General features: G+C 41.2%; 17 protein-coding genes, 6 tRNA genes and 3 rRNA genes. 3 read left to right on the top strand and 23 right to left on the bottom strand.

Features of this window, described 5'->3' with window-relative positions; translation table 11 throughout:
* Positions 1 to 6 precede the first annotated feature (6 nt).
* The 18 genes from hisG to secA form a co-directional block, all read right to left on the bottom strand.
* Entirely contained in the window at positions 7 to 702 is a 696-nt protein-coding gene (gene hisG, locus H0S58_RS02680; RefSeq protein ID WP_195727063.1) for an ATP phosphoribosyltransferase, read from the bottom strand.
* Entirely contained in the window at positions 699 to 1958 is a 1260-nt protein-coding gene (murA, locus tag H0S58_RS02675) for a UDP-N-acetylglucosamine 1-carboxyvinyltransferase (RefSeq protein ID WP_092720923.1), read from the bottom strand. The genes hisG and murA overlap by 4 nt, the downstream gene beginning before the upstream one ends.
* 6 nt (positions 1959 to 1964) lie before the next feature.
* Entirely contained in the window at positions 1965 to 2216 is a 252-nt protein-coding gene (gene ibaG / locus H0S58_RS02670; protein ID WP_053578676.1) for a BolA family iron metabolism protein IbaG, read from the bottom strand.
* A 134-nt stretch (positions 2217 to 2350) separates the two neighbouring features.
* The gene (hpf, locus tag H0S58_RS02665; protein ID WP_053578677.1) at positions 2351 to 2686 is read right to left on the bottom strand and encodes a ribosome hibernation-promoting factor, HPF/YfiA family; all 336 of its coding nucleotides are present in this window, start codon (positions 2684 to 2686) and stop codon (positions 2351 to 2353) included.
* A gap of 166 nt (positions 2687 to 2852) precedes the next feature.
* Complete coding sequence (locus H0S58_RS02660) at positions 2853 to 4313, bottom strand: RNA polymerase factor sigma-54 (RefSeq protein ID WP_195727062.1); 1461 nt, start codon at positions 4311 to 4313, stop codon at positions 2853 to 2855.
* A 186-nt stretch (positions 4314 to 4499) separates the two neighbouring features.
* Positions 4500 to 4614 (bottom strand): 5S ribosomal RNA (rrf, locus tag H0S58_RS02655).
* 190 nt (positions 4615 to 4804) lie between these two features.
* A 23S ribosomal RNA gene (locus H0S58_RS02650) occupies positions 4805 to 7698 on the bottom strand.
* 405 nt (positions 7699 to 8103) lie between these two features.
* Positions 8104 to 8179: transfer RNA gene (locus H0S58_RS02645), tRNA-Ala, on the bottom strand.
* Positions 8180 to 8265: 86 nt separating this feature from the next.
* Positions 8266 to 8342: transfer RNA gene (locus H0S58_RS02640), tRNA-Ile, on the bottom strand.
* Between the two features lie 58 nt (positions 8343 to 8400).
* Positions 8401 to 9940 (bottom strand): 16S ribosomal RNA (locus H0S58_RS02635).
* The 16S, 23S and 5S rRNA genes sit together here with 2 tRNA genes alongside, the layout of an rRNA operon.
* Before the next feature lie 735 nt (positions 9941 to 10675).
* Positions 10676 to 10752: transfer RNA gene (locus H0S58_RS02630), tRNA-Pro, on the bottom strand.
* Positions 10753 to 10756: 4 nt separating this feature from the next.
* Positions 10757 to 10832: transfer RNA gene (locus H0S58_RS02625), tRNA-His, on the bottom strand.
* 36 nt (positions 10833 to 10868) lie between these two features.
* Positions 10869 to 10945: transfer RNA gene (locus H0S58_RS02620), tRNA-Arg, on the bottom strand.
* Positions 10946 to 10988: 43 nt separating this feature from the next.
* Positions 10989 to 11065: transfer RNA gene (locus H0S58_RS02615), tRNA-Pro, on the bottom strand.
* A gap of 151 nt (positions 11066 to 11216) precedes the next feature.
* Entirely contained in the window at positions 11217 to 12284 is a 1068-nt protein-coding gene (nadA, locus tag H0S58_RS02610; protein WP_195727061.1) for a quinolinate synthase NadA, read from the bottom strand.
* Positions 12285 to 12432: 148 nt separating this feature from the next.
* Entirely contained in the window at positions 12433 to 13653 is a 1221-nt protein-coding gene (gene argJ, locus H0S58_RS02605) for a bifunctional glutamate N-acetyltransferase/amino-acid acetyltransferase ArgJ (RefSeq protein WP_195727546.1), read from the bottom strand.
* A 330-nt stretch (positions 13654 to 13983) separates the two neighbouring features.
* Entirely contained in the window at positions 13984 to 14343 is a 360-nt protein-coding gene (locus tag H0S58_RS02600) for a hypothetical protein (protein ID WP_195727060.1), read from the bottom strand.
* Positions 14344 to 14529: 186 nt separating this feature from the next.
* Complete coding sequence (gene secA, locus H0S58_RS02595) at positions 14530 to 17259, bottom strand: preprotein translocase subunit SecA (protein ID WP_092720914.1); 2730 nt, start codon at positions 17257 to 17259, stop codon at positions 14530 to 14532.
* Positions 17260 to 17600: 341 nt separating this feature from the next.
* Between secA and H0S58_RS02590 the strand changes: the two genes are divergently transcribed.
* The 3 genes from H0S58_RS02590 to H0S58_RS02580 all read left to right on the top strand — a co-directional run bounded on the left by H0S58_RS02590 (position 17601) and on the right by H0S58_RS02580 (position 20020).
* A complete protein-coding gene (locus H0S58_RS02590; protein ID WP_193892167.1) occupies positions 17601 to 18242 on the top strand; it encodes a peroxiredoxin in 642 nt (213 codons plus the stop codon).
* A 384-nt stretch (positions 18243 to 18626) separates the two neighbouring features.
* Complete coding sequence (locus H0S58_RS02585; RefSeq protein ID WP_195727059.1) at positions 18627 to 19442, top strand: MBL fold metallo-hydrolase; 816 nt, start codon at positions 18627 to 18629, stop codon at positions 19440 to 19442.
* Positions 19439 to 20020, top strand: a complete 582-nt coding sequence (locus H0S58_RS02580; RefSeq protein WP_195727058.1) for a dual specificity protein phosphatase family protein — start codon at positions 19439 to 19441, stop codon at positions 20018 to 20020. Before H0S58_RS02585 ends, H0S58_RS02580 begins: the two co-directional genes overlap by 4 nt.
* Positions 20021 to 20066: 46 nt before the next feature.
* Here H0S58_RS02580 and H0S58_RS02575 read toward each other — a convergent pair whose 3' ends face one another.
* The 5 genes from H0S58_RS02575 to H0S58_RS02555 all read right to left on the bottom strand — a co-directional run bounded on the left by H0S58_RS02575 (position 20067) and on the right by H0S58_RS02555 (position 25555).
* A complete protein-coding gene (locus H0S58_RS02575; RefSeq protein WP_413784409.1) occupies positions 20067 to 21098 on the bottom strand; it encodes an SPOR domain-containing protein in 1032 nt (343 codons plus the stop codon).
* Positions 21089 to 22372 (bottom strand): bifunctional tetrahydrofolate synthase/dihydrofolate synthase, encoded by a 1284-nt coding sequence (folC, locus tag H0S58_RS02570; protein ID WP_195727056.1) that lies wholly within the window; start codon positions 22370 to 22372, stop codon positions 21089 to 21091. The genes H0S58_RS02575 and folC overlap by 10 nt, the downstream gene beginning before the upstream one ends.
* A complete protein-coding gene (accD, locus tag H0S58_RS02565) occupies positions 22369 to 23265 on the bottom strand; it encodes an acetyl-CoA carboxylase, carboxyltransferase subunit beta (RefSeq protein WP_195727055.1) in 897 nt (298 codons plus the stop codon). Before accD ends, folC begins: the two co-directional genes overlap by 4 nt.
* Positions 23262 to 24065, bottom strand: a complete 804-nt coding sequence (trpA, locus tag H0S58_RS02560; protein WP_053579653.1) for a tryptophan synthase subunit alpha — start codon at positions 24063 to 24065, stop codon at positions 23262 to 23264. Before trpA ends, accD begins: the two co-directional genes overlap by 4 nt.
* 437 nt (positions 24066 to 24502) lie before the next feature.
* A complete protein-coding gene (locus H0S58_RS02555; RefSeq protein ID WP_195727054.1) occupies positions 24503 to 25555 on the bottom strand; it encodes an AraC family transcriptional regulator in 1053 nt (350 codons plus the stop codon).
* Positions 25556 to 25680: the final 125 nt, after the last annotated feature.

Below are 25680 nucleotides of genomic sequence, written 5' to 3'. Positions count from 1 at the left end.
TGAATACTAGTTTTTACTTTCACGCGCTTCCACTGCTTTTTCAAGCTGGGTCAAAATTGGACTTAATAAAGTTTGTTTGCGTTTAAAACTGGCTTTATTCACAATGAGGCGTGAGGAAACCTTACAAATTTCTTCAAGTGGCTCAAGACCATTGGCACGCAATGTATTACCTGTATCGACCACATCGACAATGTAGTCGCCCAATCCAACTAAAGGTGCAAGTTCCATTGAGCCATACAGTTTAATGACATCTACTTGTTCACCTAAACTCGCATAGTATTGACGCGTTAAATTGACATACTTAGTTGCAATTTTTAAACGGCCTTTTGGACGAACCATGCCAACTTTGCCTGCTGTCATGAGTTTACAGTTGGCAATTTTTAAATCCAGCGGTTCATATACATTTTGCGCGCCATGTTCCATCAGCACATCTTTACCTGCCACACCTAAATCAGCTGCACCGTTCTCTACATAAGTCGGTACATCAGAAGCACGTAAAATCAAAATACGGACTTGCTTATGTGTAGTAGGGAAAATCAATTTACGTGATTTATCTGGATCTTCCAGCAAGTTAATGCCTGCTGTTTCAAGCAATGGTAAAGTTTCTTTTAAGATACGCCCTTTGCTTAATGCTAAAGTTAAACCATGATCAAAATTGCCGATTACGTCAAAGTTTGGATCATCGTTTCTCATATCGCTCATGCACTTACTCGCTTAATTCGGGCACCTAAACCCTGTAACTTCGCTTCAATATCTTCATAACCGCGGTCAATATGATAAATACGGTCAATCAATGTTTCTCCGTCCGCAGCCAAAGCCGCTAGAACCAAAGAAAATGAAGCACGTAAGTCTGTTGCCATCACAGGAGCAGCAGACAGTTTTTCTACGCCTGTCACTACGGCATCATTACCTTCAACCTGAATATTTGCGCCCATACGTGACAATTCAGGCACATGCATAAAACGGTTTTCAAAAATCGTTTCTGAAATAGTGGCAAATCCACGACCAATCGCATTTACAGCCATGATCTGTGCTTGCATATCCGTTGGAAATTCTGGATGTGGAAGTGTCTGAAAACTCACAGCTTTCGGACGTTTACCCATCATGTCCAGCTCAATCCAATCATCACCACGCGTTACTTCTGCGCCCATTTCTTCGAATTTATCTAAAACAGCTTCAAGTAAAGATGGGTCGGTATGGGTAGTTTTAATTTTACCACCAGTGATTGCGGCAGCAGCAAGATATGAACCTGTTTCAATACGATCAGCCACCACAGCATATTCACAACCATGTAAGCTTTCTACACCAGTCACCACCAAAGTGTCAGTATCTAAACCTTCAATTTTTGCACCCATGGCAATCAGCATTTGTGCAAGGTCAGTAATTTCAGGCTCACGAGCAGCATTGCGTATGGTGGTGACACCTTCAGCCAAAGCCGCAGCCATAAGAATATTTTCTGTTCCACCCACGGTCACCATATCAAAAATAACTTCACCGCCTTTAAGACGTCCATTAACTTTGGCATGCACATAACCATTTTCAACTTCTATTTCAGCACCTAAAGCCTCTAAGGCTTTCAAATGTTGATCTACGGGACGTGAACCAATCGCACAGCCACCTGGAAGTGACACTTGCGCACTCCCATAACGTGCAAGCAACGGGCCAAGCACCAAAATCGAAGCACGCATGGTTTTCACCAACTCATAAGGTGCAAACTGATTATCCAGTGTTGAAGTATCGGCTTTTACCGTATCACCTTCATACGACATCTGAATGCCAAGTCCAGCAATCAGTTTGACTAATGTACTTACATCTTTTAAATGTGGAACATTGGTCAACGTCGTTGGTGTATCAGCCAGAATCATAGCTGCAAGTAAAGGCAAGGCTGCATTTTTTGCACCCGATATACGCACTTCACCTTCGAGCGTAACACCGCCCTGAATTAAAAATTTATCCATTTATTTTTAAGCTCCGAATAAGCTTGCTTTACGCCATTCTTCTTGAGTCATTGCACGAATAGTGACGGCATGTACTTCGCCGCTGGCAATATATGAATTTAACGGAGCATAAACCGTTTGTTGACGTGCAACTGGGCGCTTTCCTTCAAATTGTGCATCTACGATTCGAAGATCAAACTTACCGCCTTGCCCACTAACTGCAACTTCAGCCTCTGGAAAAGCAGCTTTTAAAATTTCAGTGAGCTGTTCACTATTCATCACAAAGACCTCTTATAGGATCAACGGTGTAAAACCTGCCATTTTACTATAAATATGTAAAATAAATCAGGAATGTCTTACATTTTATATATAAAAAAAGAGGTCTTTATAAAACCTCTTTTATTCAAAATAAATCAAATATTCACTAAGGGGGGAACAATAGCCTGCATTTCACGATGCTTATGAAGTTGTCTTTTTAATTTATCTGTTAATTTTTTAATCGAAGTATACATATCATCAGCACTGGCCTGAGCAAACATTTCAATCCCAGGCAAACGTATAATTGCCTCCGCAATATGGTTAGCACTGCCTTTTTTAGAATGTTTATCAATCTGATGATCTTTTGAAAGCTTCACCTGCATACTATTAACTTGATCTAAATGTTTGATCATTTGCCCAAATTTAAGGCGAATATCTTCTTCAATGGCAGGAGTAATCGTTAAATGGTGACCACGAATTGTTATTTGCATAATTCTATCCCTCACCTTCTTTTAGGATAATAAAAGAATAATCGGGCTGAGTTAATGAAAGTAAAATTTTATCTGCTTCACATTAAATCATTGCAACTATTCCTTAAGTAAAAAGAGATTCATTAGGTTGTCATAATGAATCTCTAGAATAGTCATATTTTAAATTTTAGATCAAGACTTTTCGTTCAGATGATGAGGGAATATGTAACGACTCTCGATATTTTGCGACTGTTCTTCGCGCGACATCAATACCATCATCTTTTAATAAATTAGCAATAATATTATCTGACAAAGGCTTACGCGGATTTTCTTCAGCAATTAATTTTTTTATTTTAGCGCGAATGGCAATTGACGAAGCCTCTCCCCCAGTGGTTGTAGAAACATGACTGGAGAAAAAATACTTTAATTCAAATAAACCACGCGGAGTGAGCATATATTTATTGGTCGTGACTCGTGAAACCGTAGATTCGTGTAATTCTACTTCCTCTGCAATATCACGCAGTATCAAAGGCTTCATCCCTTCAGCACCGATTTCCAAAAATCTTTTCTGATGCTCCACGATACAAGTCGCAACTTTTAATAAAGTTTTATGACGCTCATCTACACTTTTAATAAAATTTTTGGCATCCAACATTTGATTACGCAAATATTGATTGTCATTGCTTTGATCAGCGCGTCGAATCATATTGGCATAAAACGAATTGATTCTTAATTTTGGAATGACATCAGGATTTAATTTGACCTGCCAATGATTGTTCTTTTTCATCACCACTACATCGGGTATTTGATAGTCTGAATCTTTATTCTCAAACTCCATTCCTGGATAAGCTTTTAACGTTTTTAATAATTCCACCGAAGATTTCAATTGTTCTTGATTTAAACCTGTTTGCTTGATCAATTTTTGTAATTCATTTGAAATTAATAACTCATAATGAGCCAATAAAATGATTGCTTCACGACGATATGGTGTTTCTGATGGCAAACTTTCCAATTGTACCAATAAGCATTCAGCCAAATTACGCGATGCGACACCAGGCGGATCAAGTCGTTGAATATGCTTTAAGACAACAACAACTTCATCATTTTCGACTTCAGCCGCATAATCCATAGAGTCCAGTAAATACTGAACGGATGTCGTAATTTCATCGAGATCAGCATCTAAAAAGCCTTTTTCATCCAAAGCATCCACAATACAATGGGCAATTAAATTATCCACTGGCGAAAAATGTAATAAATTAATTTGTTCAAGCATATGTTCTTTTAAACCCAGATGACCGTGACGATTATCTTCACGCTCCTCATATTCGGGTGAACCTAAATTTGTTGGTTGATGGGTATAAATATCATCCCAATCTGTATCTACAGCCAATTCATCAGGAAGTGTATTTGCATTTAATTCATTGGTAAGATCTTTATTTTCATGTTCATTTTCTTTCTGCTCTAAAGAAGCTAAACTCTCAATATTTAACTGATCTTCTACTTTATCTAATAGCGGATTACTATCGAGTTGAAGTTGAATTTCTTGTTCAAGTTCCAAACTAGATAATTGAAGTAAACGAATGGCCTGCTGTAACTGCGGTGTAAGCGATAAAGAGTTAGCAACTTTTAATCCAATCGATAACTTCATACAATTCCTAAATTTTTAAAATAATTTACAAGCAATTTTTATGCCTAATTATATTTTTATAGCATATAACTTAAAAAATTCCTACAAATGCTGTTCATTTTCTAAATTTATTTCACTTTTTACTTTTTAAATTATGTATAGAAAAACCCCCCTCAGTCTTAAGACTGAGGGGGGGTTAGAATAATGAGCTGGCGATGACTTACTCTCACATGGGTAACCCCACACTACCATCAGCGCGAAGAGGTTTCACTTCTGAGTTCGGGAAGGGATCAGGTGGTTCACTCTTGCTATTGTCGCCAGCACAACTGTTTATGGACTTGTTCGGGTCTTATTTACGGGATTTATTTCGTAAGCCTTACTTTGTACCAAAAGAGTTATTAACAGACATTAAATTTGAGTTGAGATTTTAGTTTGTAGCGTTAACTAAATCAAGGGTATATTGCTTGGTTTTGAATCACTTAGATGATGCAATACAACTGTTTGGGTGTTGTATAGTCAAGCCTCACGAGCAATTAGTATTGGTCAGCTTCACATATCACTATGCTTCCACATCCAACCTATCAACGTCGTAGTCTTCAACGGCTCTTTAGGTGACATAAAGTCACAGGGAAATCTAATCTTGAGGTAGGCTTCCCGCTTAGATGCTTTCAGCGGTTATCCCTTCCGAACATAGCTACCCGGCGATGCAACTGGCGTTACAACCGGTACACCAGAGGTTCGTCCACTCTGGTCCTCTCGTACTAGGAGCAGATCCTCTCAAATTTCCAACGCCCACGGTAGATAGGGACCGAACTGTCTCACGACGTTCTAAACCCAGCTCGCGTACCTCTTTAAATGGCGAACAGCCATACCCTTGGGACCTGCTTCAGCCCCAGGATGAGATGAGCCGACATCGAGGTGCCAAACACCGCCGTCGATATGAACTCTTGGGCGGTATCAGCCTGTTATCCCCAGAGTACCTTTTATCCGTTGAGCGATGGCCCTTCCATACAGAACCACCGGATCACTAAGACCTACTTTCGTACCTGCTCGACTTGTGGGTCTCGCAGTTAAGCGCGCTTTTGCCTTTATACTCTACGCGTGATTTCCGACCACGCTGAGCGCACCTTCGTACTCCTCCGTTACTCTTTAGGAGGAGACCGCCCCAGTCAAACTACCCACCAGACATGGTCCTCGCTCCAGATTATGGAGCAGAGTTAGAACCTCAATATTACCAGGGTGGTATTTCAAGATTGGCTCCACCGAAACTAGCGTCTCGGTTTCAAAGCCTCCCACCTATCCTACACAAGTAAGATCAAAGTTCAATGTCAAGCTGCAGTAAAGGTTCACGGGGTCTTTCCGTCTAGCCGCGGGTACACCGCATCTTCACGGCGAATTCGATTTCACTGAGTCTCTGCTGGAGACAGCGCCCCCATCATTATGCCATTCGTGCAGGTCGGAACTTACCCGACAAGGAATTTCGCTACCTTAGGACCGTTATAGTTACGGCCGCCGTTTACTGGGGCTTCGATCAAGAGCTTCGCTTACGCTAACCCCATCAATTAACCTTCCAGCACCGGGCAGGCATCACACCCTATACGTCCACTTTCGTGTTTGCAGAGTGCTATGTTTTTAATAAACAGTTGCAGGGGCCTGGTTTCTGTGGCTGTCAACCGCTCAGGGAGTAAATCCCATCACCGTCGACAGCGTACCTTCTCCCGAAGTTACGGTACCATTTTGCCTAGTTCCTTCAGCAGAGTTCTCTCAAGCGCTTTGGTCTACTCGACCTGACCACCTGTGTCGGTTTCGGGTACGATTCCTGTGTAACTGAAGCTTAGAGACTTTTCCTGGAAGCATGGTATCAGCCACTTCACTGTACAAGTACAGCTTGCTATCAGTTCTCAGCATAGAGCACCCCGGATTTGCCTAAGATGCATGCCTACAACCTTTCACCTGGACAACCAACGCCAGGCTGACTTAACCTTCTCCGTCCTCTCATCGCATTACACAGAAGTATTGGAATATTAACCAATTTCCCATCGACTACGCCTCTCGGCCTCGCCTTAGGGGTCGACTCACCCAGCCCCGATTAACGTTGGACTGGAACCCTTGGTCTTTCAGCGTGCGAGTTTTTCACTCGCATTGTCGTTACTCACGTCAGCATTCGCACTTCTGATACCTCCAGCAGACTTCTCAATCCACCTTCATCGGCTTACAGAACGCTCCCCTACCACTTGCAATAAATTGCAAATCCGCAGCTTCGGCATATAGTTTTAGCCCCGTTACATCTTCCGCGCAGGCCGACTCGACTAGTGAGCTATTACGCTTTCTTTAAAGGGTGGCTGCTTCTAAGCCAACCTCCTAGCTGTCTATGCCTTCCCACATCGTTTCCCACTTAACTATAATTTTGGGGCCTTAGCTGGCGGTCTGGATTGTTTTCCTCTTGACTACGGACGTTAGCACCCGCAGTCTGTCTCCCGGATAGTACTCATTGGTATTCGGAGTTTGCATCGGTTTGGTAAGTCGGGATGACCCCCTAGCCGAAACAGTGCTCTACCCCCAATGGTATTCGTCCGAGGCGCTACCTAAATAGCTTTCGGGGAGAACCAGCTATCACCGAGTTTGATTAGCCTTTCACCCCTATCCACAAGTCATCCCCCGGCTTTTCAACGACGGTGGGTTCGGTCCTCCAGTTAGTGTTACCCAACCTTCAACCTGCTCATGGATAGATCACCCGGTTTCGGGTCTACACCCAGCAACTAAACGCCCTATTAAGACTCGATTTCTCTACGGCTCCCCTATGCGGTTAACCTTGCTACTGAATGTAAGTCGCTGACCCATTATACAAAAGGTACGCAGTCACCGAACAAGTCGGCTCCCACTGCTTGTATGCATGCGGTTTCAGGATCTATTTCACTCCCCTCACAGGGGTTCTTTTCGCCTTTCCCTCACGGTACTGGTTCACTATCGGTCAGTCAGGAGTATTTAGCCTTGGAGGATGGTCCCCCCATATTCAGACAAGGTTTCACGTGCCCCGCCCTACTCGTCATCATTATCTAAGCCCTTTCGTGTACAGGACTATCACCCACTACGGTTGCACTTCCCAGAGCATTCCACTAAAACTTAGATAACTTAATGGGCTGATCCCCGTTCGCTCGCCGCTACTAAGGGAATCTCAATTGATTTCTTTTCCTAAGGGTACTGAGATGTTTCACTTCCCCTCGTTCGCCTTGCATGACTATGTATTCATCATGCAATACCTACCTTATGGTAAGTGGGTTTCCCCATTCAGAAATCTCCGGATCACAGGATATTTGCCGCCTCCCCGGAGCTTATCGCAGGCTATTACGTCTTTCATCGCCTCTGACTGCCAAGGCATCCACCACATGCACTTAATTACTTGACTATACAACCCCAAACAGTCGTTAACACCCTACAAGTGATGTAACAACAGAGTCAGCCTTACGACCTTCTCATACAGTTTGTGGTCTGTAGATTTAACTACAGTACAGCTTCAATCTAAATTCATCTACCAAAACGCTTGATTCAGTTAATTTCGCTAGTTCTCAGTTCTTCTTCGTCATTGAAATGAAATACTTGCGTATTACAGTCAATGCTGAATTAGTTCTGAGTTCAAACAATTATTTCAACTCAAATTCTCAATCTGTTAATGATTAACTACGTCTTCGTCAGACCGTAGGTAACTGTGATAAATCACAGAACTTAATAAATTAAAAAATCATTTAATCATGATCTTATTTATTAAATTCTATAATCTAACTTCTTAGCTTATATATTGAAGAACAATATATGGTGGAGACTAACGGAGTCGAACCGTTGACCTCCTGCGTGCAAAGCAGGCGCTCTACCAACTAAGCTAAGTCCCCAGCTTATCACTTATTAGCTTTATGTATCTCTCGTTTGTAACTCAACTCCAAGACTCTCATCTCTTCATTATTTCAGTTAGTAGACTTGGTGGGTCTGACAAGACTTGAACTTGTGACCCCACGCTTATCAAGCGTGTGCTCTAACCAACTGAGCTACAGACCCATCGATACATCATGAAGAACAACTTGTTGTGGATTCTTACCAATCGTCAATCTTTCGTTAAGGAGGTGATCCAGCCGCAGGTTCCCCTACGGCTACCTTGTTACGACTTCACCCCAGTCATCGGCCACACCGTGGTAAGCGTCCTCCTTGCGGTTAGACTACCTACTTCTGGTGCAACAAACTCCCATGGTGTGACGGGCGGTGTGTACAAGGCCCGGGAACGTATTCACCGCGGCATTCTGATCCGCGATTACTAGCGATTCCGACTTCATGGAGTCGAGTTGCAGACTCCAATCCGGACTACGATCGGCTTTTTGAGATTAGCATCCTATCGCTAGGTAGCAACCCTTTGTACCGACCATTGTAGCACGTGTGTAGCCCTGGTCGTAAGGGCCATGATGACTTGACGTCGTCCCCGCCTTCCTCCAGTTTGTCACTGGCAGTATCCTTAAAGTTCCCGGCTTAACCCGCTGGCAAATAAGGAAAAGGGTTGCGCTCGTTGCGGGACTTAACCCAACATCTCACGACACGAGCTGACGACAGCCATGCAGCACCTGTATGTAAGCTCCCGAAGGCACCAATCCATCTCTGGAAAGTTCTTACTATGTCAAGACCAGGTAAGGTTCTTCGCGTTGCATCGAATTAAACCACATGCTCCACCGCTTGTGCGGGCCCCCGTCAATTCATTTGAGTTTTAGTCTTGCGACCGTACTCCCCAGGCGGTCTACTTATCGCGTTAGCTGCGCCACTAAAGTCTCAAAGACCCCAACGGCTAGTAGACATCGTTTACGGCATGGACTACCAGGGTATCTAATCCTGTTTGCTCCCCATGCTTTCGTACCTCAGTGTCAGTATTAGGCCAGATGGCTGCCTTCGCCATCGGTATTCCTCCAGATCTCTACGCATTTCACCGCTACACCTGGAATTCTACCATCCTCTCCCATACTCTAGCCAACCAGTATCGAATGCAATTCCCAAGTTAAGCTCGGGGATTTCACATTTGACTTAATTGGCCACCTACGCACGCTTTACGCCCAGTAAATCCGATTAACGCTCGCACCCTCTGTATTACCGCGGCTGCTGGCACAGAGTTAGCCGGTGCTTATTCTGCGAGTAACGTCCACTATCCCTAGGTATTAACTAGAGTAGCCTCCTCCTCGCTTAAAGTGCTTTACAACCAAAAGGCCTTCTTCACACACGCGGCATGGCTGGATCAGGGTTCCCCCCATTGTCCAATATTCCCCACTGCTGCCTCCCGTAGGAGTCTGGGCCGTGTCTCAGTCCCAGTGTGGCGGATCATCCTCTCAGACCCGCTACAGATCGTCGCCTTGGTAGGCCTTTACCCCACCAACTAGCTAATCCGACTTAGGCTCATCTATTAGCGCAAGGTCACAAGTGATCCCCTGCTTTCTCCCGTAGGACGTATGCGGTATTAGCATTCCTTTCGAAATGTTGTCCCCCACTAATAGGCAGATTCCTAAGTATTACTCACCCGTCCGCCGCTAAGTTAAGTAGCAAGCTACTTTTCCCCGCTCGACTTGCATGTGTTAAGCCTGCCGCCAGCGTTCAATCTGAGCCATGATCAAACTCTTCAGTTTAATATTGCTTAGTACCTATAGGGCACCAATCTTGGCTCATCAATTTTCTGACAAATATTTCTCAAATAAACTTCGAGTAATTTCTACCATCAATCAATGAAAATAATTTCGATCAATCAATCAGTAAAAATCCACACAAGTTGTTCTTCATAAGCTCTTAATGATCTTCTTGCTGATTCGTCACCAGCAAGCTAGGTCGGCTATATTACTCTTTATTCATAAAGAGTCAACTGGTTTTATTGATTATTTTTAAACTTCTTTAAGATCCTTAGATTTAACCCTTTAAGCTAAATCCTTGTTTCTCAACAAGTTTTAATCAACATCACCGCCGATGGATGTGCATTCTACAGCATTTTAATCACCACACAACCCCTTTTTTATTTTATTTTATTAAAAATGCTTCAAATGTTTATTTATTCTTCTATTTGTTAAATTAAATACTAGGTTTTGCATGCAAAAGGTACAGAATGTGCAAAATTATCTTTTATTTTTGCTTGTTTGTTTAATTAGTCAATAAATAAATACTATTTTGGCAACAATAGACTTCTATACCTGATTTAGAGTCGAATTAATATTTTTCATTTAGCATAAACACATATAAGGAAATTTTTAACTTAGTAGAGCTATAAAGAATCCACCTAAAACCAACGTTATTTTATATGAAAGATAATTTTTATAAATTTTAGACATAAAAAAACCGCATTTAAGCGGATTGATTACTTTAAGCTATATAAATGGTCGGAGCAGTAGGATTCGAACCTACGACCCCCTGGTCCCAAACCAGGTGCGCTACCAAACTGCGCCATGCTCCGAAAGTGGGGTGAATGACGGGATTCGAACCCGCGACAACTGGAATCACAATCCAGGGCTCTACCAACTGAGCTACATCCACCATTACAACTTAGATTCTATGATATCAAGCTACCAATGGTGCGCCTGACAGGATTCGAACCTGTGACCATCCGCTTAGAAGGCGGATGCTCTATCCGACTGAGCTACAGGCGCATGAGCAATGATATAAATACCACGGAACTTTGCCTTGAAGAATTGGTCGGAGCAGTAGGATTCGAACCTACGACCCCCTGGTCCCAAACCAGGTGCGCTACCAAACTGCGCCATGCTCCGATTCATCTTAGCTTTCGTACTACACATTGTGCGGTACGGTGTGCATTCTAGGCGTGACGCTACAAGACGTCAACACCTATATTCAAAAAAAATTAAAAAACCACTTCAAATGTATATTTATCAAACACCTTAGATATTTTTCAATCAATTTTTAACGTTTTAAACTCGCACTAAAGTCCAACATACGATCAAGCGGTAGTTTTGCACGTTTTGCAAGATCACGATCAACCAGTATTTCTTGGTCACCCTTTTGCAAAACAGATAAAATTCCATCCAACTCATTCATAGCCATCCATGGACAGTGTGCACATGATCGACAGGTCGCACCCTCACCTGCGGTAGGTGCTTCAATCAAGGTTTTATTCGGTACAGCTTGCTGCATCTTATAAAAAATACCTCGATCTGTGGCTACAATCAAAGTTTGCTGTGGCAAAGTTGCTGCAGCTTTAATCAATTGTGAAGTACTCCCGACCGCATCTGCAACTGCAATCACTGATTCTGGTGATTCTGGATGGACCAATACTGCTGCATCTGGATAGATTGCTTTCATATTGGTAATTCCACGGGCACGAAATTCTTCATGAACAATACATGCGCCATCCCAAAGTAGCATCTCTGCGCCCGTTTTTTTCTGGATATAACGCCCTAAATGCTGATCAGGTGCCCAAATAATTTTTTCACCTAAACTATCCAAATGCTCAATAATTTCGACCGCACAACTTGAAGTGACCACCCAATCAGCACGGGCTTTAACCGCAGCAGAAGTATTGGCATATACAACAACGGTATGATCTGGATGTGCATCACAAAATGCAGAAAACTCGTCTACAGGACAACCCAAATCGAGTGAACAGGTTGCCTCTAGCGTAGGCATGAGCACAGTTTTTTCTGGCGAAAGAATTTTTGAAGTTTCCCCCATAAATTTCACCCCAGCAACCACCAAAGTTGATGCCTCATGGTCACGACCAAAGCGTGCCATCTCTAGGGAATCAGAAACACATCCTCCTGATAACTCAGCCAGTTCCTGCACTTCAGGGTCACAATAATAATGGGCGACCAAAACAGCATCACGCTTTTTGAGTTCCGCTAAGATTTGCGTAAATTTTTCCTGTTTATATGCTTCACTTAAATGAATATTTTTAGGCTCACCTAAACGATCTAAATGCGCCTGCACAATCGATTTAGCGTCATTGGCAATTAAGTTGGTCGCATCACTCATAAACATGCTCTCTAATTTTCATACTTGCTTGACCACAAACAGTATCTTTAATCCCCCATCAAAATGGCGATATGCTTTTTTGACCAAGGGGTAAAATCATTCCATTATAAAAAAGCCTCACAACGGAGGCTTTTATCATTCCATCAATTTAAGAACGGTAATCTGCATTAATCTTGACATAATCGTAAGATAAGTCACATGTATAGACCGTATCTTTTGCATCACCTCGGCCTAGATTGACACGAATCAACATTTCAGCTTGCGACATTACACGCGCACCCGCTTCTTCGGTATAGTCCGCTGCCGCACCACCATCTTTACAGATTTGCACATCATCTAACCAAACTTGAATTTTTTCAACATCTAAATTTTTAACGCCTGCGTAACCAATTGCAGCCAGAATGCGCCCCCAATTTGGATCAGAAGCAAAAATGGCGGTTTTCACCAAAGGTGAATGGGCAATACTATACGCAATATCACAGCATTCTTGTGTATTTAAACCACCTTCAACGGTAATGGTGATAAATTTGGTCGCGCCTTCGCCATCACGAATAATGAGTTGTGCAAGGCGTGTCATCACGCGAGTCAAAACATCCAAAATCACTGCATAGCGTGAATCATCAATAGATGAAATTTCTATTCCACCCGCTTGACCGGTAGCAATCAAAATACATGAATCATTGGTTGATGTATCCCCATCTACGGTAATGCGGTTAAAAGAAACATCAACCGTTTCTTTTAATAACAGTTGTACCAATTCACGACTAATCGGTGCATCGGTCGCCACGTAACTGAGCATAGTCGCCATATTTGGACGAATCATACCTGCACCTTTGGAAATACCCGTCATGGTATAAGTGATGCCATCTATTTCAAATTGCTCAGATGCACCCTTAGGCAAGGTGTCTGTGGTCATAATACCAGTCGCAGCATCTAACCAAGCATCTTCTTTTAAAGAATCAAGCGCGGGTTGCAAACCTGCGGTCAAACGCTCAATAGGAAGTTGCTCACCAATGACACCTGTTGAAAAAGGCAGAATTTCATTTTGAGATATATTCGTGAGTTCAGCCAGTTTTATGCAGGTTGCCTCAGCATTTGCTAAGCCCACTTTTCCTGTTCCAGCATTGGCATTCCCTGTATTAATTACTAAATAGCGGGGATTGGTGACCTGTAAATGGGCTTTACAGACATGTACTGGCGCAGCACAAAATGCATTTTGGGTAAATACCCCTGCAACATGAGAACCTTCAGCAAGTTCAAAAATGACAAGGTCGCGTCGGTTTTGATAGCGCACATACGCTTCAGCTGAACCAATTTTAACCCCTTTAACCACATGCATCTGTGGCATTGTTACGTCGCCCACCGCCATTTTTAAACGTCCAAATAAATTCATCAGAAAAAGACAGCTTAGTAGAAATTCAATAAAAAATCGAGCGTAACACCCGCTTTGCTTTAGTTTTTATTTTAGCGTGATGTATGTTGATAAAAATCAGTCACCACCTGTTATGTGAAGCAGTGAAAAATAAGCATAATAAATGCTTTTCATTTTTGAGAAATTAACAACAAAATCTTCACTCAAAAAAGCTATAAAGATATTTATAGCTATTAAATAACCACATGGCTTTAAAATAAAAAAAGCCAGTTAACGGCTTAACTGGCTGATATTTATCCGAAGACGAATTAATACAACACAAGAAATTTAATTTGAAGCCAATTGAGCAGATTCACCTAACAATGTTTGTTTCGCTTTTTCTTGGCTTGCAGTCGACAATGCAGGATTAGCGGCTACGATACGACCTACATTGGCTGCATTTGCAGCAGTAATTGCCGTAGTTTTCAATACAATAGGACGTTGATTCGGATTAGCAAAAGTATAACTAATTCCTGTGCGAGGACTCATCACTGTGATGTTATCATCCTTCACTACAGCTTGAGCAGTTGTTGCACCACGAGCTGCTTGAACTTTATCTAATGTCGTGGTTTGAGATGGACTGTTTGCAAAGGCCAAAGAAGGAAGAGCCAAAGCTGCAATTATCAAGGGCTGTAATACTTTTTTCATTGTCTTTCCGCTTTTCAGAGTTAGATATGCAACTCACTAAATAACATTTAATCGCATAGGCTGCAATCCCATTCAATATTTGTAAAATAAAACTTTCACAATCCATAGACATAAAAAAGCCACTTTAAATATCCGTCCAACATGAGTCAGAGAAATACCTAAAGTGACCAATTCATTTAACTTAAACTAAATTTTACCGTGACACTGTTTGTATTTTAAACCTGATCCACATGGGCACGGTGCATTACGACTTGCAGGTGGAACAATATTTTGTTGATCAATCGGTTCGAATTGACTTTCATCACTTAACAAATTGTCGTTATTTTCAATTGCTAAGCCATCAAAATCAGCATGTGAAAGATTCAATTGCATAGACTCGGCTTGTGCTTGTTTCTGAGCTTCCATTTCCGCCAGCTCTTCAGCAGTCGGCACATGTACACGCGATAAATCAGTAATGACATCCGATTTAATCACAGCAAGCATATTTACAAACAAGTTGAAAGCTTCTTTTTTATACTCTTGTTCAGGATTTTTTTGCGCATAACCACGTAAATGAATCCCTTGACGCAAATAGTCCATAGCTGCCAAATGCTCTTTCCAATGACGGTCTAATGCGCTCAGCATAAAGTGACGTTCTAGCATGGCTGCCGATTCATCACCCATTTGTCCACGACGATCACGATAGCGTTTTACAATTTCATCTGAAATACGTTCAACCAAAGCTTCTTCATCTAAACGACGATCTTCCTCTAACCATTGATTTACAGGCAAATCAATACTTAGATCATCACGTAAAGCACGCTCTAAACCATCAATATCCCATTGATCATGAATTGATTCAGGTGGAATATAATTTTCAATCACACCTTTCATGACTTCGTGATGCATTCCTTCAATGTAATCTTGTAAAGTACTTTCGGTGAGTACTTCATCACGTTGAGAATAAATGATCTTACGTTGTTCATTGTTGACATCATCGTATTTTAACAAGTTCTTACGAATGTCAAAGTTACGTGCTTCCACTTTACGTTGCGCATTTTCGATAGAACGTGAAACCATTTTGTGTTCAATCGCTTCATCTTCTTTTAGACCCATTGCACGCATCATACCGACCACGCGATCACCAGCGAAGATACGCATCAAATCATCTTCAAGCGATAAGTAGAAACGTGAAACACCTGGATCACCTTGACGACCTGCACGACCACGTAACTGGTTATCAATACGGCGCGATTCATGACGTTCAGAACCAATAATGTGCAAACCGCCTGAGCTTAACACCATGTCATGCTGCTGTTCCCACTCGGCTTTTAAACGCGCTTCATCTTCAGTGGTATAATTTTCAATTTTAGCCAGTTTTGCTTTCCAGTTACCGCCAAGCAAAATATCGGTACCACGACCCGCCATATTGGTGGCAATCGTTACTGCATTAGGCGAACCCGCCTGAGCGATAATGTCTGCTTCTCGTTCATGTTGTTTTGCATTCAATACTTCGTGAACGATGCCTGCTTCTTTCAATTTATCAGACAAAATCTCTGATGCTTCAATGGTCGCAGTACCAATCAGGATAGGAGCAACGCCCGCTTCATGAACATTTTTAATTTCTTGAATAATCGCATCGTATTTACCATTACGATTTAAATAAATCAAATCGTTCATGTCATTACGAATCATCGGACGATGGGTTGGAATCAATACGACATCCAAACCATAAATTTCTTTCATTTCCGCAGCTTCAGTATCGGCAGTACCTGTCATACCTGAAAGCTTTTTATACAGACGGAAATAGTTCTGGAACGTTGTGGTTGCAAGCGTTTGGTTTTCAGGTTGAATTTCTAGACCTTCTTTTGCCTCAACAGCTTGATGCAAACCTTCTGACCAACGACGGCCAGGCATAGTACGACCCGTATTTTCATCGACAATAATGACTTCACCATCATTGATGATGTAATGCACATTACGCTGATATAAATAGTGAGCACGAATCGCTGCGGACACATGATGAACCAAGTTCAAGTTCGCTGATGAGTACAAGCTCTCGCCTTCTGCAAGTAAGCCCATACGAATTAATTCGTCTTCGACTGTTTCATAACCAATTTCAGTCATTTCAACAGTACGTTGTTTTTCATCAATCCAGAAGTGCCCACCATCGGCCACTTTTTCTTCTTTTTGAGTTTTTAACTGTGGAGGAATGCTATTGATTGCTGCATACAATTGTGAAGAATCATCACTTTGACCAGAAATGATGAGCGGAGTACGTGCTTCATCAATCAAGATCGAATCGACTTCATCAATAATGGCATAGCTTAAGCCGCGTTGCTTTTTCTCAGCCAGTGAAAACACCATGTTGTCACGTAGATAATCAAAACCAAATTCGTTGTTGGTCCCATAGGTAATATCAGCACGATAAGCTTCTGCTTTTTCGGTCGGATTTTGCATGGAATAAATAATACCAATGCTTAAACCTAAGAATTCAAATAACGGGCGGTTTAACTCAGCATCACGCTGTGCCAAATAATCATTCACGGTGATGACATGCACACCTTGACCACCAATCGTATTTAGATAACAAGCCAAAGTCCCCATCAGGGTTTTACCTTCACCAGTACGCATTTCTGCAACTTTACCTTCGTGAAGTGTAATACCACCAATCAATTGCACATCATAGTGACGCATGCCCATGATGCGCTTTGCAGCCTCACGACATACAGCAAAAGCTTCAGGCAATAACTTATCGAGATTTTCACCTTTATTGTAGCGTTGTTTGAATTCTTCGGTTTTTGCAGATAAGTCTGCATCGTTTAGTGCAGATATCGTCGGCTCGAGCGCATTAATCTTATCTACGATTTTACGCATGCGTTTGAGTTCGCGCTCATTTTTGGTACCGAAGATGCCTCCGATCAGACTTGCCAACATGAATAGACTCTCTAAATCTTGCTTGTCGAATGAATAAATTTTTTCTCAGTCGTTATTATGGTGCTAGAAATTTGAAGTACAAGGGTTTTGCACAAAACCCATCAAAAAATTCTTGCTTCACAGAATCTAGCACATGACAGCCAAGGGAACACAATGTAACAAATTTTAAACAGCCAATATAGTCATAAAATTTGTCATTTATAAACATTTTACAAATTCTTCCATAACGCTATATTCCAATTTTTCACAAAGAAATACAAAAATGCTATTTTCTTTGCAAAAAAAAATACGCCATATTGAGGCTTAAGAAAATTATAAATACATCATTTGAGGTGGTTAAAATGACATTACGTTTAGGCGATATTGCACCAAACTTTGAGCAAGACTCAAGTGAAGGTCTGATTAATTTCTACGACTATTTAGGTGATAGTTGGGGGATTTTATTTTCACACCCTGCTGACTATACCCCTGTATGCACCACTGAACTTGGATTTACCGCAAAATTAAAAGACGAGTTTAGCAAGCGTAACGTAAAAGCGATTGCACTCTCGGTGGATGATGTCGAATCCCATAAAGGATGGATTAATGACATTAATGAAACGCAAAATACCACAGTCAATTTTCCAATTCTTGCCGATCAAGATCGTAAGGTCTCTACCCTGTACGACTTTATTCATCCCAATGCCAGCGAGACGCTAACTGTACGCTCTTTGGTCATTCTTGACCCAAATAAAAAAGTGCGTTTAATTATTACTTATCCTGCATCTACTGGGCGTAATTTCCATGAGGTTTTACGTGTGGTCGATTCTCTTCAACTGACCGACAACTATAAAGTCGCTACCCCTGCAAACTGGCAACAAGGTGAAGATGTTGTCATTGTACCCTCTATAAAAGACGAAGCAGAATTGAAGCAGCGCTTTCCTAAAGGTTATACAGCAGTGACACCTTATTTACGCTTAACCCCGCAACCTGAGCAAAACTAAAGCACTGCTTTGGTTGCAGCGCAAGGCAAACGAAGTGCGTAGTAATGGATAAGTGGAGCACCGTTCCACCTGAACGCAAGACAAGAAGCTGTGCTTCGAGTTAAAAATAAGACACTGTCTTATTTTGTCTCAAGACGAGCGTAGTTTCGGATAAAAATACACTGCTTTAATTAAAGCGTGAAGCAAACGGAGTATCAAAATAAAGCCAGTATTACTTGCTGAAATAGAGGATTTAAATGACGAGCCAAATCCTGATTTCTTTAAAAAAACCTGTCTAATGACAGGTTTTTTTATTTCACTAAGCATTTGAATTACAAAATCAAGTTGGTATTTCAGTGATAGTCCGTTTATAACTAGACTCACTTAACGTTAAGAATAAAGCGCGTGATTTACAATATTCATCATTTGCATTGTGGCACTTTGTGCCCAATTTGTGGCCCCTTATTTGGTCAAAAAGGATTACATGCCAAAGTAGTTTGCCATTGCCTTCTTGTTGAAACTGATCAAGGTCTGGTTTTAATTGATACCGGTTTAGGTATTCAGGACTATTTATATCCCCAAGCACGTCTAGGTCATATGGCTTTACGCTTAGGACGTATTGAGCAGAATCTCGATTTAACAGCAATTGCACAAGTTCAAAGTTTGGGATTTAACCCCAAAGATGTAAAGCATATCCTTGTGAGCCATCTCGATTTTGATCATGCTGGAGGAATTTCTGTCTTTCCTCATGCGATCGTCCATGTATTATCCAATGAATTTAATGCAACACAAAATTTGCTCTCTGTTAAGAATCGAATGCGCTATAAACCCCAACAATTCAAACAACATCGTTACTGGAATTTTATTGAACCTACTCAAGGTGATGCTTGGTTTAACTTACATCAGGTTCAAGGGTTTAGTTTATTTCAGGATGAAATTTTAATGATTCCCTTATTGGGTCACACCCAAGGTCATTGCGGAATTGCCATAAAAAAACAGGAGGGCTGGTTATTTTTTTGCGGAGATGCGTATTATTCACACCTACAACTCAACCCTAAAAATAAGCTTCGAACACTTGATACATTGGAACGTATTTTTGCCGAAAATAACGCTATGCGTTTGGATAATTTACACAAAATTCAATCCTTGGCTCAAATTACGACAAATATTGAGATTATTTGCGCCCACGACCCCATTGAACTGGCAAGGTATCAAGCATGATCAAAAAAACTGTTCTTGCCATTTTAATCAGTAGTGCTTATTTAAGCGGTTGTGTCAGCACCTCGAGCATACCAGTAGACCATCGTCCACCCCACTGGGGTAAATCCTTAAATAGTGAACGTAATTTTTATCAAATTAGTGAGCAAGTCTTTCGTAGTGAGCAACCGCAACCAGAATTGATCGCTGAATTAAAAGCCCACCAAATTGATGTCGTTCTAAATTTAAGGTCGAGAAATCCTGACTTAAAGATTCTTCCAAATACTGACTTTCAATTGATTCATGTTCCAATTCACACATGGGCCATGTCTCGAGAAGATTTATTACTGGTCATGCGACATATTCAACAGGCAAAAACATTGAATAAAAAGGTGCTCATTCATTGTTATCATGGCTCCGATCGGACTGGTGCTACGATTGCCATGTATCGTATTATTTTTGAGGACTGGTCAATTGAAGATGCATTAAATGAAATGAAGCATGGTGGTTATGGTTTTCATCCAATTTGGATCCATATTGAAAAACTATTCAGCCCTGAAAATATAAAATGGATTCAACATCATCTGTCAAATCCATCTTAAAAGTCGATTTAAGCAAAATACTGCCTAATGACTGACTTAAAACAGTTTAGCGCTTATCTAACGGCACCCACTCAATGACCCAAGCCGACTTCATATTTAAACCGTCGTCTGTATTAATTTTTTTACGTGCAGCATCTGCTGCATCTCTATCTTTAGAAGGGCCAACCATAATTCTAATCCCTTTCGAGGTTGGGCTTTTGGTGACTTTATAACCTTTAGCACGTAGTTTAGAAGCAACTGCATCTGCATTCGCTTCATTGGCAGCCAAAGCCACCTGTACCATCCATTGCTTCTCACCATTTTCCAATAAATCACGTGCTTTTTCAGCTTCTGCCTTTTTCTTAGCAGCGGCTTCTTGCGTTTGTGCTTTTTTCTTTTCTGCTTCTTTACGCTCTAATTCTTTCTGTTCGGCAGCTTTACGTTTACTTTCAGCTTCTTTGGCTTTTTCATCCGCTACTTTTTTCTCAAGGGCTTTTTTCTCAATCGCCTTTTGTTCAGCTAACTTTTTTGCGGCATCAGCCTTGCGTTTTTCTTCAGCTATACGTTTATCTTCGCCTAGTTTCTGATTAGCCTCAGTATTTTGTTTTTGAGTTTGCTGTTGTTGTAACTTTTTTTCGGCACTCAATTTTTCTTCAGCCAAACGTTTCTGTTTGACCTTTTCATCTTCTATCAACTCAGGTGGAATATTGTCTGAACTTTGCTGTGCACCTAAACGATGTGCATTTAATGCCGCATATTCTTCGGCAGCTTTTCGTGCTGCATCAGCTTCCGCTTGTTGCTGCATGACCAAAAACTCAGCCGCACGTGCTTCTTGCTCTGCCACCGCTTTTTCACGACCACGGCGCTGTTCTTCAAGCAAACGTTTTTCTGTTTCTACATCCACTGTTAACGGTTGTAGTTGAACCATTTCACCTTCTGCTACAGGTTTTTGTGGCTCAATCAAAGCCGCTTTTTCTGGAGCTGAATGATTATTTTGATAGATTTCTTCTTTGCCTTTTAAAAGCAAAGCGGCCAACAACACACCGCCACCTAATAAAACAACACCACCCATCCAGCGTTGTTTGTTATTCATTGACATTCTTCCAAATACTCCCATACGGCTTCTAAGGTATGAAACGAACCACATACCAAGATCAGCTGATTATTCTTTGTTTCATTCAGCGCTGATTTAAAAGCCAATTGAACACTTTTAAAGTGTTGTACTGTTTCACCTTGTAATGCGTCATCAAGCTGCGCTATTTCAGCTGCTCTCGGAGCTATTAAGGGTGCAATTTTCCATGTTGAAATCGTATCTTTCAATAAATTTACGACGGAATTAATATCTTTGTCGGCCAACATGGAAAAAACACTAATCACTTCTGTGTACTGTTTATGGTATTCCAAGAATTTTCGCAACTGCTTTAACAAAAACTCAACGCCATGCGGATTATGTCCAGCATCAAAAATCACCGTTTTACCTTGAATTTGACGAATTTCAAAACGGCCTTGTAAGTGTGCTTGCTGAATGCCTTGAGTAATTGCGGCTTGGCTAACCGTTAAATCACTCACTAAAATAGCAGCAACTGCTGTTGCAATATTTTCAAGTGCTAAGGAACCCATCGGGAGTTTTAAGGTCGTGCCTGAGGATGCAAACATCCACGCCTGACCATCGTCGGTATATTGATAGAAATAATCACGATCAGCGACATAAAGTTTCGCCTCACATTCTTTCACTTTATTTTGAATAGCATGCGGAAGTGACTGTAAACCACCAAAAATGACAGGAATATCTGGTCGGATAATCCCTGCTTTTTCAAAAGCAATTTTTTCAATGGTATCGCCCAGCCAATCAATGTGGTCGAGTCCAATATTGGTAATTACAGCTACATCTGGATCAACAACATTCACCACATCTAAGCGACCACCTAGACCGACTTCAAGCACCCAAACATCACATTGTTTATTTTTAAAAATGACAAAAGCAGCCAGCGTGGTTGCTTCGAAAAACGATAAGCTTAAATCACACGCGCGACGTGCTTGATCCACTTGTACAAACGCATCCACCAAAGTTTGGTCATCCACTTCAATCCCAGATAACTTCACTCGTTCATTAAAACGGTAAATATGCGGTGATTGATATAATCCAACTTGATAGCCTTGTGCATTTAAAATAGCGGCCAAAGTGGTGGTGGTTGATCCTTTACCATTGGTACCCGCTACAGTAAAAACTTGGGCATTTGGACGAGTTACTCCGAGTTTTTCTGCAACTGGAATAACGCGCTCTAAACCTAAATCAATACCCGTAACGTGAACATGGCTCCAATAATTGAGCCATGTGTTTAAATCATCTGTTGCAAGTGGAGCTGTGTTCAAGACAAATTCATCAGTTTCGCGACAATACGATATACAGTATCACGTAATGCGTGACGATGAACAATCTGATCGACCACACCATGATCAAGCAAATATTCAGCACGTTGGAACGGTTCTTCCAATTTTTCACGAACTGTTTGCTCAATCACACGTTTACCCGCAAAACCAATCATGGCTTTAGGCTCTGCAATATGTACATCACCTAACATGGCCAGTGAAGCGGTTACACCACCATAAACTGGATGAGTTAAAACCACTAAATACGGTAAACCTGCATCTTTCATACGTTGAATGGCTGCTGAAGTACGCGCCATTTGCATCAGTGACAACATGCCTTCTTGCATACGTGCACCGCCTGATGCAGCAAAACAAATTAAAGGCTGTTTATCTTTAATCGCACGTTCAGCTGCTTGTACAAAACGGTCACCTACCACTGTACCCATTGAACCGCCCATAAAGTCGAATTCAAACGCACATGCAATTAAAGGAATTCCTTTCAGTACACCTTGCATTACCACCAAGGCTTCAGTTTCACCGGTTTTCTTTTGCGCTTCAGACATCCGCTCTGGATAGGGCTTACTGTCTACAAATTTTAATGGATCTTTCGCGACAAATTCTTGACCAAATTCATTTTTTACCTGATCAAAAAACCAGTTCAAACGTTCGCGAGCCTTCATACGCAAATGCTCATCACATTGCGGACAAACATAGGCATTAAATGACATGGCTGTACGTGTCACTAAGGCATGACATTCAGGGCATTCGATTGTTGGCTCTGTAAATGTTGCCTTGAGTGCAGTTTGCTCATCGGGAATGTGAATACCTGGAACATGACGTTCCGTCCATGGCGTCGCTGGGCTCAGGATTTTGCCTGATTTCACTTCTTGATTCATACTAACTCATCGAGCGCAGCTCGAAGCTCCTTGACTTTATTAACCGTTTCTAAAACGGCTTGTTCTGGCGCTAGGTTTGCAAATTGTTTGACAAAAGCACTGCCTACAATCACTGCATCAGCGGCTACACCCATTGCTTTTGCAGATGCAGCATCGCTAATACCAAAACCCACACCCACAGGAATATCAGTCACAGTTTTAATTTTTTGGATACGAGCCGCAGCTTCAGACACATCTAAAGTTGCTGCACCCGTTACCCCTTTCAAGGAAACGTAGTAAATAAAACCACTGGCTTGATTGGCAACATGCTGAATACGCTCATCGGTTGATGTCGGTGCAAGTAAAAAGATTTGGTCCATATCAAATTTCTTTAATACTTGATCAAAATCCTTTGCTTCTTCAGGCGGTAAATCGACCAAAAGCACTCCATCAACACCACATTCATTGGCAATGGATACAAATTTTTCATAACCAATCACTTCAACAGGGTTTAAATAACCCATTAAAACGACAGGCGTTTCTGTATCTTTTTGGCGAAACTCTTTGACCATGTTTAAAGCATCTAAAGTATTGGTTCCGCCTGCCAAGGCACGTTCTGCTGCAAGAGCAATCACTGGACCATCTGCCATTGGGTCAGAAAATGGAAGACCCAGCTCAAGCACATCTACACCTGCCTCAACCATTTGGTGTAACAATGGAACTGTTACTTGAGGATGAGGGTCACCAGCCATTACATAAGAAACAAGCGCTTTACGTTGCTGAGATTTAAGCTGTCCAAAACGAGTGGCTAAACGTGACATAAGGTGTACTTTCCTTGAATTATTTAAAAACTGAGGAGTTGGCTTTGTAGAAATACAAGACAACGCATTGTAACGCTATTTTTTGCCCATTGAATAGAGCTTAAAATATTCACGCTACGCTAAACTGACAATCTCATTTTTTCAGAACAATCCGAGAAACCCATTTACCGATATTTATGACTTTTACTCAATGATCAAAGATGCCTAATTTTGCGCTTTAAAAAAATATTCAATATAAAGATAAACTTATTTTAATCCACAAAAATCTGATAAAAATAATTAAGTTAGCTCATACTTTTCATCTTTCATCTAATAGCAAAACCTGCATTACCTTGCGCACGATTTCGTTTTTTTCCTTTTTATGACATGCGATCTTCACACTCAATGATCAACTTATCGATGATCACTGCGACTTATTCTTATATTTTTAAGCACTTTTATTTATCATTTCTCACTTGTCTAAATAGCTTAATTTGTTGTTTACGTTGTAACAACGTGTGCCCCGTATAGGCTTTATAAGCCCGTGTTAAAGCGGACTGGTCTGAATATCCTAGGTGCATCGCCAAATCAGTCAGACTCATATTTTGCAATAAGAGCTGTTCACAACGCTTCATTCTTTCAATTTCAATAATTTTTTTAAATGATGTCTTTAGCTGATCAAGCTGTCGCTGTAATGTTCGTGTCGATAAATACAGTTCTGCCGCTATTTGTTCAATTTTAGGGATCTTGTTTTCTGTCCGTAAATAATCAGCCGCCCAAGTATGAATATATTGCGCCAAACTGATCTCATTGGGCTTTGCGGCAATTGCTTCTTCTGCCTGCTTGGTCAATAAATGAATTAGCGAAGGATCCGCTTGTTGTGACGGTAACTTTAAACTTTCCAAACTTAAAACAAGTTGATATTCGGACTGTTTAAACAAAACCTCAGCGTTATAAAATTTTTGATAGTGATAGATACTGTTTTGTGCTGCATGGGCAAAATGAATAGATTTCAATAAAGGTTGATTAAAATTAAAAATTTGACGCGCCAAGGCGACAATACAGGCAAATGTCATTTCATGTATTAAAGCGTATTTTTCATGAATACATGGCCAAGATAAATGAATTTCATCTCCCGACTGATACACTTGCAAAGTCGTTGCAGCCGAACCATCAATCACCAAACGACTAAATCGCATGACATAATGAATCGCCTCGGCCACGCTATGACTTCGAGAAGCCATGTAACCCAATAATCCAAAATGTTCTGGACGAATATAACGTGCCATGTCAAAAATGAGTTGCGGACAGTCCAAATGCTGTTGGGTGCGCTGCACCACCTCTAAAAAAAAGGTATACGAAGACTGAGTATCTATCGGCAAGCTTAAAATATACTCTAATTGTTCACGCTGATTGTGCATGAAATCAAGCTGTAAGCCATTTAGACCACGTTCGATCAAATACATTTGCCAGAGTTGAAAATAACCATTCGGTATTTGTATTTCTTGCATGACCCAACTCAATATTGATTAGTAATGTTGACATACGACATTTTCACTTTGTCATAAAATGTATAAAAAATGGCAAGTACTGTCAAAACAAAATTTTAAAAGCCCGACATACTGGGTTTATCTCA

The sequence above is a fragment of the Acinetobacter sp. TTH0-4 genome (genome assembly GCF_015602665.1).
Taxonomy (GTDB): Bacteria; Pseudomonadota; Gammaproteobacteria; order Pseudomonadales; family Moraxellaceae; genus Acinetobacter; species Acinetobacter albensis.
This window is presented reverse-complemented; position numbering and strand designations above follow the sequence as displayed.